This is a genomic window from Hymenobacter norwichensis DSM 15439 (assembly GCF_000420705.1).
Taxonomy (GTDB): Bacteria; Bacteroidota; Bacteroidia; order Cytophagales; family Hymenobacteraceae; genus Hymenobacter; species Hymenobacter norwichensis.
On record NZ_ATVL01000008.1, the window covers coordinates 772402 to 792039 of the forward strand.

Sequence of the window (19638 nt, forward strand, 5' to 3'; positions counted from 1 at the left end):
GCGGTGGATTATCTGATACCTGATGTTTACTTGTTAAATACTGCTTCCTGCTTCCCTAGCTGCCGGCGCCATTGGATGTAGCCGTAGGTGGCCAGGCCCAGATACAAAGCGTAGAGGGCGCTGGTAGGATACAAGTGCTTGTGCCAGAGCACGGGCACATAGATAATGTCCACCATAATCCAGAGCCACCAGTTTTCCAGGCGCTTGCGCGTTATCAGGTACTGCGCGGCCAGGCTACCGGCCGTGGTGAAACTGTCCCAGTAGGGCACGGTGGTATCGGTGCGCAGCTGCAAATAGTAGCCGAAGCCCGCCGTAAACACCCCAATAAAGCCTGCGCAGGCCGCCCACTCCCACGGCCGGGTCTTCGATACGGGCAACTCAGTTTTGCCCCGCCCGCCGTACAGCCACTCGTACCAGCCGTACAAACTCAGGGCTATGAACATGATTTGCAGCAGCGAATCGGAGTAGAGCCCCGAATGCCGATACACCTGAATGTAGAGCGAGCAACTGAAGATGGCAATAGGAAAATTCCAGACCGACTCGCGGGCTACCAGCCACACGCAGGCAAAGCCGGTAAGCACCGCCACCCATTCCAGCGGGTTGTTGCCGACAGCGGCCGTCCAGAACTCGTACAGGGAATGCAGCACAGCGGAAACGTAGAGAGCGAAAATAAAACGGCCGGCAACCCACGGAAAGGCCACTGCCGCGCCGGGGCCAAAGCTAACGAGCCACCAGCTAATTTTGCAGCTCGCCTTTGTTGCCTTCCTTCTATGCTGCCCGAACTTACGCCCGAAGAACTCCACGCCCGCCTCGCCAACGGCGAAGACCTCCAGCTCATCGACGTGCGGCAGCCCGAGGAGTACGAATATTGCCGCATTGAAGGCAGCCAATTGATTCCGCTGGGCGAACTGCCGCGCCATGTGGAGGAGCTGGACGATACCCGGCCCATCGTGCTGATTTGCCACCACGGCGTACGGTCTATGCAGGCCCTAGCGTTTTTGCAGCACCGCCACGAGATGACGAACCTGCTGAACCTGCGCGGCGGCATCCACGCCTGGAGCCTGCGGGTAGACCCCACCGTGGCCATTTACTAAGCAGACATTTCTAGCTCGCAAAGACGCAGAACGTTCCGCGTCTTCTGCGCCAACCTCTGCGCCCCCTGCGGGAACCTCTACTGAACAGCCTCATGCACTACCCCAACCTCCCGATAACCGCCGCCCTACCCGACCTGCTCACGGCTCTTGAAGCGCATGAGCGGGTGGTGTTGCAGGCGCCGCCCGGTGCGGGCAAAACGACGGTGGTGCCGCTGGCGTTACTGGAAACCGCATGGCGGGAAGGTGGCAAGATTCTGGTGCTGGAACCCCGGCAGCTGGCTGCCCGCGCTGCCGCCAACCGCTTGGCTAAGCTGCTTGGCGAAACCGTGGGCGAGACCATCGGCTACCGGGTGCGGCTGGAAAGCAAGGTATCGGCCCGCACGCGCATTGAGGTGATTACCGAAGGCATCCTGACCCGCCTGATTCAGGACGACCCGGCGCTGGAAGGCGTGGCGGCAGTGGTGTTCGACGAGTTTCACGAACGGAGCTTGCGCGCCGACCTTGGGCTGGCTCTCACGCTGGATGTGCAAGCAGTATTGCGGCCCGAATTGCGGATTCTGGTGATGAGCGCCACGCTGGAAGCCGAACGGCTGGGCGCGTGGCTGAATGCGCCGGTGGTTACCAGCGCCGGGTTTCTTTTCCCGGTCGAGACGCACTACCTCAGCTCGCGCCAGGCCGCCACGGGCGGCACCCGGCCCAACGAGCGGCTGGCTACGCTGGTACCAACCGCCGTGCGTGAAGCCCTGCGCATCCACCCCGAAGGCGACATTCTGGTGTTTCTGCCGGGCCTCGCCGATTTGCGCCGGGTAGCCGACAAGCTGGAACCGGTCCTGTCCGAAACCACTCGTCTGCACCTGCTGCACGGCGAGTTACCGCTGGAGCAACAGGATGCTGCCTTGCGCCCCGCCCCAGCCGGCCAGCGTAAGATTGTGCTCAGCACCGCCATTTCCGAAACCAGCCTAACCATTGAGGGCGTGCAGGTGGTAGTGGATGGCGGTTTTGCCCGGGTGCCCCGTTTTCAGGCCCGCACCGGCTTCACCACCCTCGAAACCGTACCCGTCAGCCAAGCGGCCGCCGACCAGCGCCGGGGCCGCGCCGGTCGCCTTGGGCCGGGTACCTGCTACCGCCTCTGGACCACCGCCGAGCACGATGCCCTACCGGCCCACCTGCCGCCCGAAATCCTCACCGCCGACCTTAGCGGCCTGGCCCTGGAGCTGGCGTTGTGGGGCGCCACGCCCGCCGGGTTGCGCTGGCTCGACACGCCCCCCACTCCCGCCATGGCCCTCGCCAATGACCTACTGCGCCGGTTGGACGCCGTAGAAAACTTTGAAAACGTAGGGGCTTCGGACTTTGGACAGGTCGCACCGGAGCAACCACATTCCGCAGCCATTAGCCCCGAAAAAGCCGCCAATTCCCCTGAGCAAGCCCAACAAAAAGCCAAGACCCCAACACCTCAACACCCCAGCACCCCACTAAAACCTACCCCCCACGGCCGGGCGCTGGCGCGGTTGGGGCTGGCGCCGCGGCTGGGGCATTTGGTTGTGCGCGGGCACGAGTTAGGGCACGGGCCAGCAGCGGCAGCGCTGGCAGCTCTGCTGTCGGAGCGCGACGTGCTGCGCTCCGCCGATGCCCAGCTAACTCCGCCCGATTTGCGGCTGCGCTTTGAAACCATTGCGCACGGCCGGCCGGCACTACCCGGCTTACTGGTCCAGCACAACACCCTGCACCGCGTGCGAGACGCCGCCCGCAATTTACGGCAGCGGGCCGGCATCCGAGACGCGTCCACCTCGGCCGATGCCGACGCCGCCGGCCTACTGACCGCGCTGGCCTACCCTGACCGAATAGCCCAGCGCGAAACCGCCGACCGAGTCCGCCTCGCCACCGGCCAGCGTGTGCAGCTGCCCGCCGAATTCTTCGGCCGCGACGACCAGTTTCTGGCGGTGGCCTACCTGGAGGGCCCGCCGCAGCAACTACGCGCTGCGCTGGCCGCCCCCATCAGCCGCGCGGAGTTGGAGGAGCTGTTTGCCGATCAGATGGAGAACCGGGACGAGGTGCGCTGGGATGCCGCCACCGGCCGCGTGCTGGCGCGGCGGCTCCGGCGGCTAGGAGCCCTGGTGCTTTCCGATACCCAACTCAACAATCCCAACCCCGAACTGATAGCCAAGGCGCTGCTGGAAGCCTTGCGCACAGCGGGTATTACGCGCCTGCCGTGGAGCGAAGCCGCCATGGCGTTACGCCAGCGGCTAGCGTTTCTGCATCATCATTTCCCCGATAGTTGGCCTGAGGTGTCGGATGAGGTGCTGGCGGCGGAGCTGGACGACTGGCTGGGGCCGCAGCTAATCGGGCTGAAGAGTTTGAACGAAGTAAGCCGACTGGACTGGAACGAGCTGCTGCTCCAGCGGCTGCCCGGCGGCTGGGCCCAGCGGCAGGAGCTAGACCGCCTGGCCCCCTCGCAGCTGGAGGTGCCTAGCGGCTCCCGCGTAGCGCTGGACTACGCAGATCCCGCCGTGCCGGTGCTGGCCGTGAAGTTGCAGGAGCTGTTTGGGCTGACCGAAACGCCCACGGTAGCTGGTGGCCGGGTGCCGCTGCTGTTGCATTTGCTTTCCCCCGGCGGCCGTCCAGCACAGGTTACGCGTGATTTGCGCAGCTTCTGGCAGACCGGCTATTTCGAGGTGCGCAAGGATTTGAAAGGCCGCTACCCCAAGCACCCCTGGCCCGACAAACCTATGGAACACACGCCTACCAAGCTCACCAAAAAACGATTCGAAGCCGGCCAGCAGTAGCTCCGGGGCAATTTGGTGCACACCTGCGCAGGAACCGACCAGGTAACATTCGCGTAACATCGGGGAGTTATCCACCCAAGTTACTGCATGGCATTTTCTGCGCGTTACGCCCTTTTCACGGCTGGTTTCCTGCTTCTTTCCTGCCCCAGCAGCTGGGCGCAAACCGAGCCGCGCCGCTTGCATGACCACAACGCGCATGCTTGGCTGATGTACTTCAGCGACGCCCGCTTGTCGGAGCGCTGGGGCGTGCATACCGAGGCACAATTGCGGCGTAGCGAGCTTGGAGCTAGTTCGCAGCAAAATTTTGTACGGCTAGGCGGCAACTACTACATGAGTCCGCGCCTGATGCTCACGGCCGGCTACGCCTACGCTCTTACTTATCCCTACGGCGACTATCCGGCGGCCAGCCAGTTTCCCGAGCACCGCATATACCAGCAAGTATTGCTGCGCGACGCACTGGGCCGGGTGCAGTTCACGCACCGCTACCGGCTGGAGCAACGCTGGCTGCGCTTTCCGGCAGCCGAAGACTACACCTACCTCAACCGTACCCGCTACCAGTTGCGCTTTATGGTGCCCCTGGGACCCACCGGCCAGCTTCAGCCCCGCACGCCCTACGTAGCCGCCTACGACGAGGTGTTCGTGAATTTTGGGCGCAACGTGGCCCGCAACACCTTCGACCAGAACCGGGCCTATCTGGCGCTGGGGTATCAGGTGAGCAAAGCCACTTCCCTGGAGGCCGGCTACCTGCATCAGTTGGTCCAGCAAGGCAACGGCACCGTTTTCGAGCACAACCACACCCTGCAATTCACGCTCAACTTCAACCCCGATTTTCGGCCGCAGCCTACCGCGCCTGCCCTCTCCACTGGCCAGTAAGCCAAGCGTTTTGTGTTGCAGAAACCGGGTTTTGTATAGCCTTGGTGGAAAGCGTACCTGGACCTTTGCGGCGCAACCTTGTTGTGTTAGCAAACCGTCTTTTTCTACGCTTTTCCACTTTCATGAGCTACTCTTCCTTTCGTACCCTTGGCCGCTCGGGCCTCGTAGTTAGCCCGCTGGCGCTGGGCACCATGACCTTTGGCACCCAGCGCTGGGGCTCACCCGACGACGTATCTCAGGCTATTTTCGATGCCTACGTAGAGGCAGGGGGCAACTTCATCGACACGGCCGACGTGTACGCCGGCGGCCGGAGCGAAGAAATGGTTGGCCGCTTTGTAGCCGACCGGCAGTTGCGCGACCAGCTGGTGCTGGCCACCAAATTCACCTGGAACACCGCCCCCGGCAACCCCAACGCGGGCGGCAACGGCCGCAAGCACATCTACCAAGCCCTGGAAAAATCGTTGCGCCGCCTGCAAACCGACTACGTGGATATGTACTGGCTGCACGCCTGGGACCAGCTGACGCCCCCGGAGGAAGTGCTGCAAACCCTCGGCGACTTAGTGCGGGCCGGCAAAATCCGCTACTTCGGCTTTTCCAACGTGCCGGCCTGGTACACCACCAAAGCCGCTATCTTGGCACAGGTGCACGGCGTGCCAGGTCCCATTGCTTTGCAGATGGCCTACTCGCTGGTGGAGCGCAATTTAGAACACGAATTTCGGCCCGCTGCCCTGGAATGTGGGCTTAGTATCACGCCGTGGAGCCCGTTGGCGGCCGGTTTTTTGGCCGGCAAATACCAACCTGCCACCAGCGGCGCTACCGGCGAAGGCCGCCTGATGGGCGCTAATCCGTTTGGCAACACGCTCTTCACCAAGCGCAACTGGGAAGTGCTTGAAGTGTTGCGCACGGTGGCCGCCGAGGCAGAGCGCCCAATGGCGCAGGTGGCACTGGCTTGGGTGTTGGCGCAGCCGGGCGTGGTGGCTCCCATCATTGGGGCTAGCAAGCTGGCGCAGCTCCACGACAATTTGGCGGCGTTGGAGGTTCGCCTCAGTCCGGAGCAGTTGCAGGCCCTGCAGGCAGGCAGCATGCCCGAGACACCTTTCCCGTACGGCATTTTCACGTCTCAAATCAGCCAGTCGATATTCGGGGGCAACACCGTGCGGGGCGGGCACTAAGAAAGCGGCGGCAAGCGGCCGGGGCCACGTTTTGTGTTGCAGGAACTGCGGTTTGTATACTCTGGACCGGGTGGCAGCAGAGGACCTTTGTAGAGTACGAAAGCAGTCCGCTTTCATTTTCAATACTCTCTTACTCAACCCGTAATATGAGCACCCTCAAAAGAGTAGCATTAGGAACACAAGGCTTGGAAGTACCCGTGGAAGGGCTGGGCTGCATGGGCATGACCGGCGGCATCAACGGCATGAGCGTGTACGGCGAGGCCGACGAAAAAGAAAGCCTCGCCACCCTGCACCGCGCCCTGGAACTGGGCGTGGACATGCTCGACACCGCCGACCTCTACGGCCCCATGCTGAACGAGCGGCTGGTGGCCAAGGCCATTGCCGGCCGGCGCGACCAGTTCACGGTAGCCACCAAATTCGGCTTTGAAGTAAACGACCACGAGCAGTGGACCGGTGGCTACAACGGCCGCCCCGAGTACGTGCGCAAATCAGTGGAACGCTCCCTGCGCAACCTCGGCACCGACTACATCGACCTGTACTACCTGCACCGCATCGACCCGGCCACGCCGCTCGAAGACACCGTGGGCGCCATGAGCCGCTTGGTGGAAGAAGGCAAAGTCCGCTACCTAGGCCTCTCGGAAGTATCGGCCGATGAGTTGCAGCGGGGCCACGCCGTGCACCCCATTACGGCCTTGGAAAGCGAGTATTCGCTGTTCGACCGCCGCGTGGAGGAAGAAGGCATCCTGCAAGCCGCTGCCGACTTGGGCATTGGTTTTGTGGCCTACTCGCCGCTGGGCCGGGGCTTCCTGTCGGGCGAAATCAAAACGCCCGACGATTTTGAACCCAACGACTCGCGCCGTTTTTTCCCGCGTTACCAGGGCGAGAATTTCTACAAGAACCTGGAGTTGGTGGAGAAACTGAAAACGTTGGCCGCCACCAAAAACGTAACTCCCGCACAGTTGTCGTTGGCCTGGGTGCTGGCGCAGGGCGTGGTAGCTATTCCGGGCACTAAGCGCCGCAAGTACTTGGAAGCCAACGTAGCCGCCGCCAGCATTGCACTGAACGCAACCGAGCTAGCCGAGTTGGACGCCATTATGCCCATAGGCAGCGCAGTCGGTGCCGCGTATCCGGCTGGCTTTTAAGTTGCCAAAGCCAAAACAGCTACTTTGTTGTTGAGGCTGAAACCAAGATGTTAGCTCTCCTCCTTGAAAAGAGGGGAGCTAACTAGCCTGTAGTTTTAATTACTATCAAGCACTTCTATATGAAACAGCCAGCCAGGGATTTTCGGGTGCTCAACACCGTTTCGGACTTCACCCAGCACTTTGGGTTCCCGAATCCGGCGCACCCGTTGCTCACCGTCATCGACCTGGAGAAAACCCGCCACCTGAACCAGCCAACCGGGGCGGCTCTGCGTCAGCTGTATATTATTTCGCTGAAGAAGAACCTGAAGGGCCAGATGCAATACGGGCGTAGCTCTTATGATTTCAACGAGGGTGTGCTGGCTTTTTACGCCCCCGGTCAGCTTTGCGAAGGTAACAGCTCCATCGACGTGTCGGAAATAAGCGGCTGGATGCTGGTTTTCCACCCCGATTTGCTGGGCAAGTACCCGCTGGGCAAGAAAATCACCACCTACGGCTTCTTCTCTTACCAAGTACACGAGGCGCTGCACCTCTCCGACCGGGAAGAACAGGCCCTGGCTACTCTGCTGAGCGGCATCCGGCTGGAGTGCGAGCAGTCCATTGACGCCTTCAGCCAGGACGTGCTGGTGTCGCAACTGGAGGTACTCATGAGCTACGCCAACCGCTTCTACCACCGCCAGTTCCTGACGCGCCGCCCTGCAGAACACGACTTGCTAAGTGGTTTCGAGGCGCTGCTGACGACCTACTTCGCCCAAGAAGACGAGCAGCCGCTACCTACGGTGCAATATTTTGCCGATACCCTTAACGTTTCGCCGGCTTACCTGAGCGACATGCTGCGCACCCTCACCGGCCAGAATACCCAGCAGCACATTCACCACGCCCTGATTGAGAAAGCCAAGCGCTTGCTGATGAGCACTTCACTCACCATCAACGAAACGGCGTTTCAACTCGGCTTCGAGTACCCGCAGTATTTCAGCCGGCTCTTTAAAAGCAAAACCGGCCTGACGCCCGCCGCCTTCCGCTTTTCGATGCAGTAAGCTGGTGCCGAAATTGTACAGACGTTATTTCAACGCCCCGTCCTGAGCAGGATGGGGCGTTTTGTTGGTATCAAGTGCTAGCCAGCAGACTAGGCCGTGGTGCAACGCCAGGGCCGGGCGGCCTTGCGGAAGAATATAGCAAAACTCGTTTTTATCAAAAGAATAATTGTAATTCAACTATTCATCTGCATCTGGTTGCCTGATGCACAGGCGCTTAGCATGCCGCAAGTGTCTGCCCGATGCTGATGAAACCCCGCCGCTTATCACCCTGATTTCCTACCTACTATGAAAACAACACTTCTATCATCTCGCTGGGTTCTGGTGCTGTTCACCGTTTGGTGCCTGGGTAGCTGCAACAATTCCAACGACCCGGACCCGAACCCCGCAGTACTCACCGGCGAGCAGCTTTTCGTGTCAGCCGATTCCGTCACGACCATTCCGAAAGCCCAATTGCAGACCCTGGCGACGGTAGCGGGATTTGGCGCTTTCACCGCACAGCTGAAGTACGACGTTACGTTTCGCCGGTTCCGGTACAAAACCACCTACCAGGGCCAGTTGCTGGAAGTATCGGGGATGCTGGCTGTGCCGCGCAATACGCCCACGCCGCCCGCTATACTAAGCGCCCAGCACGGCACCATGTTCAAGTATTCCGATGCGCCCTCCAACTTTCCCTTGACGTTTACAGGCTTCGAGCTGTTTGCCAGCGCCGGCTTCGTCACGCTCATCCCCGATTACATTGGCCTCGGCGTGTCCAGCAACATTCGGCAGTCGTTCTACGATAAGCCTTCTACGGCCGGCACCGTGGTGGACATGATTAAAGCCGCCAAATACTACTTGCAGCAGAAGAAAGTGGCTCTCGGTCCGCGGCTGTTTCTGGTGGGCTATTCTGAGGGTGGCTACGCCACCATGGCCGCCCAGCAAGTTATAGAAACCATGCCCGAACACGGCCTGACGCTCACCGCCGCCGCGGCCGGCGCCGGCGGCTACGACTTGCCGGGCATGCTTAGCAGCGTTGCCGCCACGCCCACCTACGCCACCCCGGCCTTCCTGGGCTTGTTCTTGCAGGCTTACAACACCACCTACAACTGGAACCGCCCGCTCACCGACTTCTTCCAAGCTACGTACGCCGCCAAGCTGCCCGCCCTGCTCGACGGCATGAAAACCCGCGCTGAAATTGACGCTGCCCTGACCAACAGCCCAGCTGCCCTTTTTACACCCACTTTCTACGCCAGCCTAAGCAACCCCAGCGCCGAGCCGGCGCTCAAGCAGCGCCTCCAAGAAAACAGCTTCTTCAACTGGGTGCCCACCAGCCCCACCCGCCTCTACCACGGCACCGCCGACGGCAGCGTATTCTTCAGCACCTCCCAAAGCACCTACGACCGATTTCGGGCAACTGGTGCCACCAACGTCACCTTCACGCCCATATCCGGCGGCACCCACGAGTCCAGTATCATCCCGATGATGGCCGATGCCCTCCCGTGGCTCCAGTCGTTGAATCCGTAAGAATGTTGGCTTTGTGGTGGGCTTGACTAGGTTGCGTGGATAGTAAATAGCCTACAGCAGATTATTTTATATATCAAAGGCCCTCAGGCTTCGCTACGCGTAGCCTGAGGGCCTTTGTTGGGCTGCCGTCCACTACCCTAGTGCTTTAAGCTTGTTGATGACGGTAGTGCAGGGTTGAAAACAGAGTAGAATATGATGAAATACTATCCTCGAATGCCTTTCGGGATAAATTAAAACTTACATTGGTGCTATACCTAGCATACTGAAAAAGCTGTGTGTTCAACAGTGGAGCTTGTAGCCAGTTGCTTACCCCTTGTTCTTTCCAACCTATCTTTTTTCTATGAAACACACGTACGTATCACCATTTTCTGGCTGCGCCAAGGCTCTTAGGAGCAAGGCTACTTCGCTGCTACCGGGCACGATGGGCCTACTGTTCACGCTGTTGGGCGCTACCGGTGCGCAAGCCCAGCAACGCTCCACACCGGCATTATTTCAGGAGGATGTAGCGGCTCGCCGGGCCGCTTCCCAGTCGCCTATGGCGGCGGCGCTACGCCAGGCCCGGCCCCTCACCCTTGATGCTACCGCCATGCGGACGGTATTGGCGGCGGCCCCACTGGAAAGCCGGGCTGGTGCTACGCCCCTGCTGTTTTCACTGCCCCTGCCGAATGGTACCACCGAACAGTTTCGGGTGGTAGAGTCGCCGGTGATGGAACCAGCGCTGGCGGCCCAGTTCCCCAGCATCAAAACGTATAGCGGCGTGGGCGTGAGTGACCCCACAGCCAGCGTCCGGCTCGACGTGACGCCGCTTGGCTTCCACGCGCAGGTGCTGTCGACTAAAGGCACGGTGTACATCGACCCGGTAAGTGCCACCGACCAGGAGCACTACCTGAGCTTCTACCACCGCGACATGCAGATGCAACCCTTCGCCTGCGACGTGAACGAGGTAAGTCCGGCCCAGCGTAGCGCCGGAAATACTACCTCGGCCCAACGCGTGGCGGGCACTGGATTGCGCACGTTCCGGTTGGCCGTAGCCGCTACCGGCGAGTACACGGCCTTCCACGGTGGCACAGTGGCCCAAGGCCAGGCAGCCATCGTAACGGCCATAAACCGCGTGGTGGGCGTGTACGAGAAAGAGCTGGCCGTGCGCCTGATACTGATAGCCAACAACAGCCAACTGGTGTACACCGACGCTACCACTGACCCGTACACCAACAACAGCGGCAGCACGATGCTAGGCCAGAACCAAACCAACCTAACCAACCTGATTGGGGCGGCCAACTACGACATCGGGCACGTGTTTAGCACGGGCGGCGGCGGCGTAGCAGGCCTGGGCGTGCTGTGCCGTGACACCCAGAAGGCACGGGGCGTAACCGGTCTGACCTCGCCCATTGGCGACGCCTTCTACATCGACTACGTGGCTCACGAAATTGGCCATCAGTTCGGCGGCAACCACACGTTTAATAGCCCATTGGGCAGCTGCGCTGGCGGCAACCGCTCGGCTTTACACGCCTACGAGCCTGGTTCCGGTACCACCATCATGGCCTACGCCGGTATTTGCGCCGCCGACAACGTACAGCGCAACTCCGACCCCTATTTCCACGTGGAGAGCTACGAGGAAATTCAGACGGTTGTAAACAACGCCACTTGCGGCACCGCAACGGCTACCGGCAACACGCCGCCTTCTGTAGAGCTGCCCGCTAGCGGCAAAGTATTGCCCATCAACACACCTTTCAAGCTAACGGCCGTGGGTTCGGATGCTGATGGTGATGCCTTGACATACAACTGGGAGCAATACGACCGGGGCGCTGCTGCTACCCTCGTAGCTGCTCAGATTCCGGGCCAGACGATACCACTGTTCCGCTCGTTCAATCCCACTACCAGCCCTACGCGCTATTTCCCGAGCCTGAGCGACATTATTACGAACACCAGCTCTAGCGCCGAGCGGCTGCCTACCGTAACGCGCCCGCTCAACTTCCGGGTGACGCTGCGCGACGAACATAATGGCGCGCAAGGTGTGGTAGGCGGCCTCAACAGCAGCACTATTGTTAGCCTGAACTCAACTAGTGCTGCTGGTCCGTTCTTGGTATCCATGCCCAACGCGGCCATGAGCTGGGCGGGCGGCACTTCCCAGCCTGTTACCTGGGACGTAGCCGGCACCGATGCCAACGGCGTGAACTGCGCCACCGTCAACATTCGTCTCTCCACCGATGGTGGCCTGACGTACCCTACGGTATTGCTCGCCAACACGCCCAACGACGGCTCGGCTGCGGTTACCGTACCGAACGTAGCCACTACCACGGCCCGCATTATGGTGGAAGCTGCCGACAACTACTTCTTCGACATTTCCAACGCCGACTTCTCTATCACGCCTTGCGAACGGCCAGTACTTGGTGCCCTAACCAACCTGACCGTAGCCGCCGATGCCAACCTGTGCAGCGCCAGCGTGCCTTTCGCGGCATCGGTAAGCGGTACGCCCGCCCCCACCGTAAGCTACAGCATCGGCAACACGCCCATTACGTCGCCGTACGTTTTCCCGGTGGGTATTACCACGGTAACCGTTACGGCTACCAGCTGCGGCGGCACCGCCACCGGCTCGTTTACCGTGACGGTGCAAGACCGCCAGGCCCCGACCGTATTGGCCGCCGGCTTTATTGTGGCGCTGGAAGCCAACGGTACTCGCACCATTGAGGCCGCCGACGTGGACTACGGCAGCACTGATAACTGCGGCGTGGCCTCCTTGACCCTCGACAAAACCCGCTTCACTTGCGCCAACGTGGGCCCTAATCAGGTAACCATCACCGTGCGCGACAACGCAGGCAACACCACCGCACAAACCGTAACAGTAGTGGTGGTTGACAACACGGCCCCCACCATTCTGGCCGCTGGCTTACAGACGCGCTTGGAAAACGGCACCCGCACTATTCAGGCCGCCGACATTGACTACGGTAGCACCGACAACTGCGGTATTGCCTCGGTGCGCATTAGCCCGAGCACCTTCACCTGCGCCAACGTCGGCCCGAACCCCGTAACCGTAACCGTCACCGATAATTCTGGCAACGTGGCTACCCAGACCGTAACCGTGCTGCTAGTAGGTGATGCTACCTGCACCAGCGCCGTAGCTACCAGAACGGGAGCCGTAGCCGCAAGTGCCTCAGCTGAGTTAAGCAAGCTGCAAGTGTACCCCAACCCGGCCAAAGAGCAGGCCACTTTCCGCTTCGAAGCGGCGCAAACCGGTTTGGCCCAAGTACAGGTGTATAACTCCCTAGGCCAGTTGGTAGCCACGCTCTACGAAGGCGTTGCCCAGCAAGGCCAGGTGTATGAGCGGACCTTTAATGGCACTGGCCTCACGGCGGGCCTTTACACCTGCCGCTTCATCAGCGCCGGCAAAACCGTTACCCAGCGCTTAGTATTGAACAAGTAAGCGTCAGCCTGCTTTAGCGCTTTCCATAGCCCCGACCCGTTTACGGTGTCGGGGCTATTTTTTGGCGTTGGCTGTACCCAGCGCATCACCTACTACCCATACTCTTGAAAACAAAAAACCCTCTCAGAAACAATCTGAGAGGGTTTTTCAAATACTACTGTGGAGCTGCAGAGATTCGAACTCTGGTCCAGACAAGGAACCCATCGAGCTTTCTACGTGTGTATCTATGCTTAGATTTTCGAGGTATCCCAGGCGCACATCAGGCCCTTGGTTTACCCTTATCTGCTTGAGTTTCGCCTTGGCGTCGCAGCGCCACCAAAGCTATCCTAATACTTACGACGCCCCGAACTCACCCGTGAAAAGGAAGACGGATGCGGGACGATGGCAATTACTTAGTACCTAGACTAAGCAGCCATGGCGTAGCTATACTCGCCGGTTGTTGTTTGAATGATTTTTTGGCGGGAGATTCACTCAACTCCCGACACGCTTACTCGTGACTTGCACAAGCTGTCAATTCCGGTCAGCCCCAGTTGTAAAAGAACGAACCCGCCACGAAGGACGGGGTGCGAATGTACGCACATCAGCCACAAAACGTTGCAAGACGGTGAAAATGTTCCCGTTTGCTACTTCTAACCAGCGCACGAAATCTAGGTAACGGCGTTACGCTACCAACTCGAATTTCTAACTTCGCCTTGAGCAACACTTACAGCCGTACCAACTCTACCCGGCGGTTTTTGGCTTTGCCTTCCTCCGTGCTGTTGTCGGTCAGCGGCTTGGTTTGGCCGTAGCCAATGGCTTTCAGGCGCGGACCGGCGCCGGCTTGGGTGGCGAGGGCAGCTACTACGGCTTGGGCGCGTTGGTCGGAGAGCTGCTGGTTGTGGGCGGGAGTGCCGCTGTTGTCGGTGTGGCCTTCCACAGTGAGGCGTAAGGTGGGGTTAGCCGTGAGCAGCTTCGACACTTCGGCCACCACCGGCTCCGATTCGGGCTTGATGCTGGCTTTATCGGTGTCGAAGTTGATGTAGAGAGCCACGTGGCCGTTGGTGTCCAGCGCTTTTTTCAGCTCCTCGGCGGGCAGTGCGCTGGCTTGCATGGGTAGGGCTTTCTTTTCCACCACGGTCAGCCAGTAATTGTCGTTGTCACTGTCGTTCCAGGTTTTGTAGGCTTCCACCCAAATTTCCCGGTCGGGTAGGCGGGTCATGTACACGCCCATCTGGTCGTAGTCGAGGTTGTAGGCCCGGTGGCGCTTGTCGTCGAACTTCACTTTCAGCTCACTCATCTGCTTGCCTTTGCCTTCGAATACTTTCACCCCGCCCAGGTCTTTGATGAGCTTCTCGTAGGTTTTCTGCACCTGAAAGATGGAGGCACCCTTGCCCATGGCTCGCACCGTGTAAAGCCGGCCTTCCACCGGAATCAGCTTGGTGCCATCGAAGAACTCGTACTGGTCGTAGGCAACATCACGCAGGTAGTCTTTGGCTGAGTTACCGGGCTCGTTTTCGCGGGTCATTTTCTGATAGCCATCCAGCAAGCTCACAAATGGAAACGCACCCGGCTTGGCCGATGAAACCGGCACGGTGCTTGGGTCGAAGCCGGCCGGGGCCGCAGGGGCCACGGTGGCCGCTACCGGAGCCGCTGCCGCGGGAGCGGGTTTGGCAACGGGAGTTTCCGGTGCGGCAGCCGTAGTTTCGGTAGCAGTGGTGTTGGTAGGGGCTTTATCGGACGAGCAGGCCGTTAGCAGTGCCCCAGCCAGCAGCAGGAAAGCAGTTGATTTCAGCATAATGCATTAGGATGAAGAAGTAGATAAATTTCACTGTAGCAGAAGGCCGGGCAGCACTAGCTCATTTCAGCCATTCCAACAGGAAAGCGTAGGTATCGGCTTGCTTTTCGTTGCGCTGCTGGCGCGAGGCACCGGCACCGTGGCCGGCACTATAATCGACGCGGAGCAGCACGGGCTTGCTGCTGTTGGTGGCAGCTTGCAGGCGCGCGGCCATCTTGGCGGTCTGCCAGGCTTCCACCCGCCGGTCGTTGGTGCCGGTGGTGAGCAGTACGGCGGGGTAGCGGGTGCCTTGCTGCACGTGGTGGAAGGCACTCATCTGCCGGAGCCCCCGAAAGCCGGCCGAGTCGGTGGTGGTGCCGAATTCCTGGATGTTGGGCACGCCGTTGGCGGTGGTTTCAAACCGCAGCGCATCCAGCATCCCCACATTGATAACAGCGGCCCCAAACAGGTCGGGCCGTTCGGTGATGGCCCTTCCGATGAGGACGCCACCGGCGCTGGTGCCTTCGCCGGCCAGGTGCGCGGGGCTAGTGTATTTTTCCTTCACCAGATACTCGGCACAGGCAATAAAATCCTTCCAAGTGTTGGGCTTGGTGAGCTTCTGGCCGGCCTTATGCCACTCCTCCCCCAGTTCGCCCCCGCCGCGCACATGGGCCACCGCAAACACGCCGCCCTGCTCGAACCAGGCCAGGGCTTCGGGGTCGAAATACGGGTACTGAATCTTGCCGTATGCGCCGTAGCCAGTGAGCAAGGTGGGGTTCTGGCCGTTGAGCACCAGGCCGCGCTTGTACACAATGGACAGCGGCACCAGAGTACCGTCGTGGCTGGGCACCTGCACCTCCCTCGACTCCAGGCCCGCCGCTTCTTCCAGCGGGTGCTTGGGGAGCAGGCCGGTATCGGTGAACTGCTTGGTGGCGGGATTGTAGCGGTAGGCCAGGCCATTGCCAGTCCAGGCGGTGGAGGCAATGAGGGCACCGGGCAGCAGGTGGTTGGTGCCCGCCACGAAACAGGCCGGGGCATTGGGCGCCAAAATCCGCTCGGGCACAGGCTTACCTTTCCAGGCAATGCGCCAGGTTTCATCGAGCCCACCGCGCACTTCCGATACGTACAGGCCGTCGGCGGCGGGGCTCATGGCATCGAGCAGGGCCGGGCCGGGCGGCACCACGGTTTCGGTGGTAGCCAGGTTGGGTTTAGCAAGGCTGGTGCGCACAATCTTGAACCGGGACGCGCCTTTCGAGGTCAACAGGTACAGGTCGTCTTCGTGGGCCACAAACGAGCGGACTTCATCAGCCCGCCCGCAGATTTTCACCCACGGCGTATTCGGCTGGCCGATGCTGGCCAGCGGGGCGCGGTAGAGCGAGACTTCGCCGGCGTCGCCGTGCTTGACCAGGGCCAGCACAAACGGCGAGGGTGTGTGGGTAAGTGTAAGTAAGATGGGCGTATCGGCGGCATCCAGGGCCACACGCCCCGCCTTCCCGGCTTCCAGAATCAGCTGGTCGCGGGCGGGGTCGGTGCCGAGGATGTGCAGCCGCACCTGCTTGTTTTTTTGCAGGTCGGTGACGGGGGCGCCGGCCGGCCAGGCGCGCATTTGGGTGTAAAAAAACGAGCGGCCATCGGGGTGCCATTCTGGGCGGGCGTACTCCCAATCCATGCGCGGTATGGTTTCCGACAGGTCTTTGCCGGTGGCCACATCGAGGATGTGCAGCGTGGGCTTTTCCGAGCCGTTGGCGGCTATAGCGTACGCAATACGGCTGTTGTCGGGCGAGGGCACGAAGTAGCTGATACTATACTGCTCGGTGGCCGTTTTGAAACGGTCAGGGTCGATAAGCAACGTTTCCGCGCCACTGATACCCTGACGGCGGTACAGCTTAGGGGTTTGGCTGCCCGCCGGGGCTTTCAGGTACAGATACACCTCGCCCGGCAGCAGTTGTACGCCACCCGCCGGCGCCGCCGCGCCCTTATCCAGCTCGTTCAGGCGGGCCAGCAGCGCCGCCCGAAGCGGCAGCTTGGCCAAGGCACTGTCGGTGTAGGTGGCCTGCTTCTTCAGGAAGGTATCGAAGGCTGGTCCGGGCTGCTCCATCCAGCGGTACGGATCGATGACGGTGGTACCGAAGTACCGGTCCGTAACGTTCTGCACCATGGCTGCTGGCGGCCGGCCGGGCTGGGCCGCGGCATGCAATGTTGCTAGAAAGGAAAGCAGGACGGGCGTTAAAAAACGCATAGATGAGTTACTAGTTGTTGGTTGTTAAGCTACAGTGCGTCTCCACTTACCAGCACGGGGCAGGTCTGATGTGCTATACATCGGCACCCAGATACTTGGCCGGTTGACTACCGACGGGCACTGCGGCCTATCTGTGTTGGTTGATAGCCGCTTTATTTCACGGCAGTGGCGAGAGGTTGGAAGCCAGGTGTGCCCGTTTGCCAGAGCCCGAAGGCCATCAAATCAGCTATGCTTTCAAACTGCTTCTGCTTGGAATCGCCCATGCCGTGGCCCGCATCATAGTCGGTGAAAAAGAGGATGGGCTTGCCGGAGGCGTTGGTGGCTTGCAGGCGGGCGGCAAACTTGGCCGGTTGCCAGGCAATGACGCGCGGGTCGTTGAAACCGGCCGTAACGAGCGTAGCGGGGTATTTAGCACCGGGCTTGAGGTGCAGGTAGGCATCCATTTCCAGCAGCGCCTTGGCCTCATCGGCCTTGGCCATAGTCCCGAACTCCGGGATATTGACCGGGCCGTTGGGCGAGTTTTCCATGCGCACGGCGTTCAGGCAACCTACCTCCGGAATGGCGGCGGCAAACAAATCGGGCCGCTCGGTCATGGCCCGCCCGATGAGGATGCCCCCGGCGCTGCCGCCGTTGATGGCTATTTTGCCAGGGGCGGTATAGTTGTTTTTGGTGAGGTATTCAGCGCAGGCAATTAAGTCTTTCCAGGTGTTGGGTTTGGTGGTTTTCTGGCCGGCTTTGTGCCAATCCTCCCCCAGTTCACCGCCGCCGCGCACGTGCGGGCACGCCAGAATCCCGTCTTGCTGCGTCCACAGTAAGAATGTCGGCATCAAGGTAGGCGCCAGCGTCTGCGAATACGCGCCGTACCCTACCATCAGCACGGGTGTGGTACCGTCGCGCTTCAGCCCTTTCTTGTACACCAACGACAGTGGCACCAGCACGCCGTCGTGCGAGGGCACCATCAGTTCTTCCACCACCAAATCGGCAAACTCCGGGTACTGCGTTTCCGACGACAAGGGCTCGGCCACAAACTTGCCGCTGCCAGCCACCTCGTAGCGGTAGCGCTGGCGGTCCGTAGTCCAGCCACCCAGCGTCACCCACAAGTCCGACGACTGCGCGTTTTTGGCTACCAATTCCAACCGCCCCGCAGCTTGCGGCAGCTTCAGCTCGCGCACCGTTTTCGAGTTTTTCGGCACGAAGTAGAGCTTAGCTTGCACGCCGTTGCGGGCGCGCACAAAGTAGAGGCCGTCTTTGGTGGTTTTCAGCTGCTCGTCGATGACGGCCTCGTTGGCACTTTCGGGCACCAGCACTTCAGCGGTGGCCACGTTGGGCTTGGTGGCCAGCATGCGCATCACCTTCTGGCGCGGCGTGTTCTTCGACGTCACGAAGTAGATGTATCGCTCGTCGGAAACGAAATTGGTTACCTCATCGGCGGGCCGAAACAGTGGCTGCCAGGGCACGTTGGGCTTGCTGAGCGTGGCAGCGGGGGCATAGTAGCCGTGTAGGTAGCGGTCCACGGAATACAGGAAGCCGTAAGCCAGGTTGGTGTCCCGGTCGATGCCGGCGTAGGGGTAGTCGGAGGGCTTGATGCCAAGCTTGGGATTGAGCTGCGCCGAGAAAATGATTTGGTCCTGGCTGGCGGGCGTACCCACGCGGTGCAGGCGGCACTGCGTGTTCTGGCGGGCGGCCATATTTTTCAGGTCACCGTTGTTGTAGGGCACGTACGTAAGGCTCTGGTTGTCGGGCAGCCACTCGCCGCCGCCGCGCGTAAGGGGTATTTGCTCGGGGTAGAGCTTGCGGGTTTTAACGTCCATGATCAGCATGCGCCCCAATTCCGCTCCTTTCTCACTGATACCGAACGATACTTTCGAACCGTCGTTGGTGGGCGCAAAGCCACTGATGTTGAACACTTTCCCTGGCTCGAACGTCTCGGGGTCGAAGAGCAGCGTTTCGGCGCCCTTGTAGCCTTCGCGGCAGTAGAGCTTGGGCTGCTGGTCTTCGGGCCGCGACTTGAAGTAGAAGTACCGGTCGTTGTCGGCCACGCGCAACTCGGTCACCTTAGTGGCTTTGCGCTTATCGAATTCCACCATCTGGTCGATAAGCTTCTGCCGACCCGGAATGCCATCCAGGGTTTTGCGGGCGTACTCGCTCTGCGCTTTCATCCAGGCGGCCACGGTGGGGTCTTGCAGGTTTTCGAGGTTGCGGTAGGGGTCCTCTACTTTCACCCCGAAGTACGTGTCGGTAGCTGGCACCGAGGGGGCGGTGGGCTGCGCCACCGCAGCAGCGGCGCTCAGCAGACCCGCCAGAAATACTATTGTTTTCATGAGTACGAGCAACGAAAGGAGTAGAGAAATTCTGTCCGGATTATCAGCTGGGAAAGGCAAATCAGGGCGAGGCTCAAGCACGGAAAAATGTATGCCTCGCACAATCACACAATCATGTGACTATTGGGCGCCGGGCCGGGCGTAGGCGTACACGGAAGGCGCCGCTGAGGCAGGTTGGCGGAAAGCCGGGTCGGCGGCCTGGTATCGAGCCTGCCGGAGCTGGAAGGCGGCCAACGCTACGGTAATAACAAGCAGCAAAACGAACAGAATTTTCAGGACAATAGCAGCAGTTTTCATAGTGTG

The 19638-nt window shown here is 60.5% G+C and carries 13 protein-coding genes and 1 other RNA gene; 8 read left to right on the forward strand and 6 right to left on the reverse strand.

What is annotated here, in order from left to right; genetic code table 11:
- Positions 1 to 26 precede the first annotated feature (26 nt).
- Entirely contained in the window at positions 27 to 647 is a 621-nt protein-coding gene (gene pnuC, locus G536_RS0114215; protein WP_169515102.1) for a nicotinamide riboside transporter PnuC, read from the reverse strand.
- 123 nt (positions 648 to 770) lie between these two features.
- Here pnuC and G536_RS0114220 point away from each other — a divergent pair, with 123 nt between their 5' ends.
- From G536_RS0114220 to G536_RS30720, 8 genes are all read left to right on the forward strand, one after another.
- On the forward strand, positions 771 to 1094 hold the full coding sequence (locus tag G536_RS0114220) for a rhodanese-like domain-containing protein (protein WP_022824274.1): 324 nt from the start codon (positions 771 to 773) through the stop codon (positions 1092 to 1094).
- Between the two features lie 92 nt (positions 1095 to 1186).
- Positions 1187 to 3877 carry an ATP-dependent helicase HrpB gene (hrpB, locus tag G536_RS32780; protein ID WP_022824275.1) on the forward strand — a complete coding sequence of 897 codons (2691 nt, stop codon included), beginning with the start codon at positions 1187 to 1189 and terminating at the stop codon, positions 3875 to 3877.
- A gap of 87 nt (positions 3878 to 3964) precedes the next feature.
- Positions 3965 to 4750, forward strand: a complete 786-nt coding sequence (locus tag G536_RS27955; protein WP_022824276.1) for a DUF2490 domain-containing protein — start codon at positions 3965 to 3967, stop codon at positions 4748 to 4750.
- A 122-nt stretch (positions 4751 to 4872) separates the two neighbouring features.
- Entirely contained in the window at positions 4873 to 5922 is a 1050-nt protein-coding gene (locus G536_RS0114235) for an aldo/keto reductase (RefSeq protein ID WP_022824277.1), read from the forward strand.
- A 146-nt stretch (positions 5923 to 6068) separates the two neighbouring features.
- Entirely contained in the window at positions 6069 to 7064 is a 996-nt protein-coding gene (locus G536_RS0114240) for an aldo/keto reductase (RefSeq protein WP_022824278.1), read from the forward strand.
- Positions 7065 to 7183: 119 nt separating this feature from the next.
- Positions 7184 to 8098, forward strand: a complete 915-nt coding sequence (locus G536_RS0114245) for a helix-turn-helix domain-containing protein (protein WP_022824279.1) — start codon at positions 7184 to 7186, stop codon at positions 8096 to 8098.
- A gap of 285 nt (positions 8099 to 8383) precedes the next feature.
- Positions 8384 to 9601 carry an alpha/beta hydrolase gene (locus G536_RS0114255; RefSeq protein ID WP_022824281.1) on the forward strand — a complete coding sequence of 406 codons (1218 nt, stop codon included), beginning with the start codon at positions 8384 to 8386 and terminating at the stop codon, positions 9599 to 9601.
- A gap of 340 nt (positions 9602 to 9941) precedes the next feature.
- Positions 9942 to 13022: a zinc-dependent metalloprotease gene (locus G536_RS30720; protein WP_084708625.1), complete on the forward strand. Its 3081-nt coding sequence runs from the start codon at positions 9942 to 9944 to the stop codon at positions 13020 to 13022.
- Between the two features lie 157 nt (positions 13023 to 13179).
- Here the strand turns inward: G536_RS30720 and ssrA are convergent.
- The 5 genes from ssrA to G536_RS32215 all read right to left on the reverse strand — a co-directional run bounded on the left by ssrA (position 13180) and on the right by G536_RS32215 (position 19632).
- Positions 13180 to 13550: a transfer-messenger RNA gene (ssrA, locus tag G536_RS31525) on the reverse strand.
- 175 nt (positions 13551 to 13725) lie between these two features.
- Positions 13726 to 14796, reverse strand: a complete 1071-nt coding sequence (locus tag G536_RS0114265) for an OmpA family protein (protein ID WP_022824283.1) — start codon at positions 14794 to 14796, stop codon at positions 13726 to 13728.
- Positions 14797 to 14857: 61 nt separating this feature from the next.
- Entirely contained in the window at positions 14858 to 17014 is a 2157-nt protein-coding gene (locus tag G536_RS0114270) for a prolyl oligopeptidase family serine peptidase (RefSeq protein ID WP_026880188.1), read from the reverse strand.
- A 152-nt stretch (positions 17015 to 17166) separates the two neighbouring features.
- Positions 17167 to 19335 (reverse strand): prolyl oligopeptidase family serine peptidase, encoded by a 2169-nt coding sequence (locus tag G536_RS0114275; protein ID WP_022824285.1) that lies wholly within the window; start codon positions 19333 to 19335, stop codon positions 17167 to 17169.
- Positions 19336 to 19455: 120 nt separating this feature from the next.
- Positions 19456 to 19632 carry a hypothetical protein gene (locus G536_RS32215; RefSeq protein WP_022824286.1) on the reverse strand — a complete coding sequence of 59 codons (177 nt, stop codon included), beginning with the start codon at positions 19630 to 19632 and terminating at the stop codon, positions 19456 to 19458.
- Positions 19633 to 19638 lie beyond the last annotated feature (6 nt).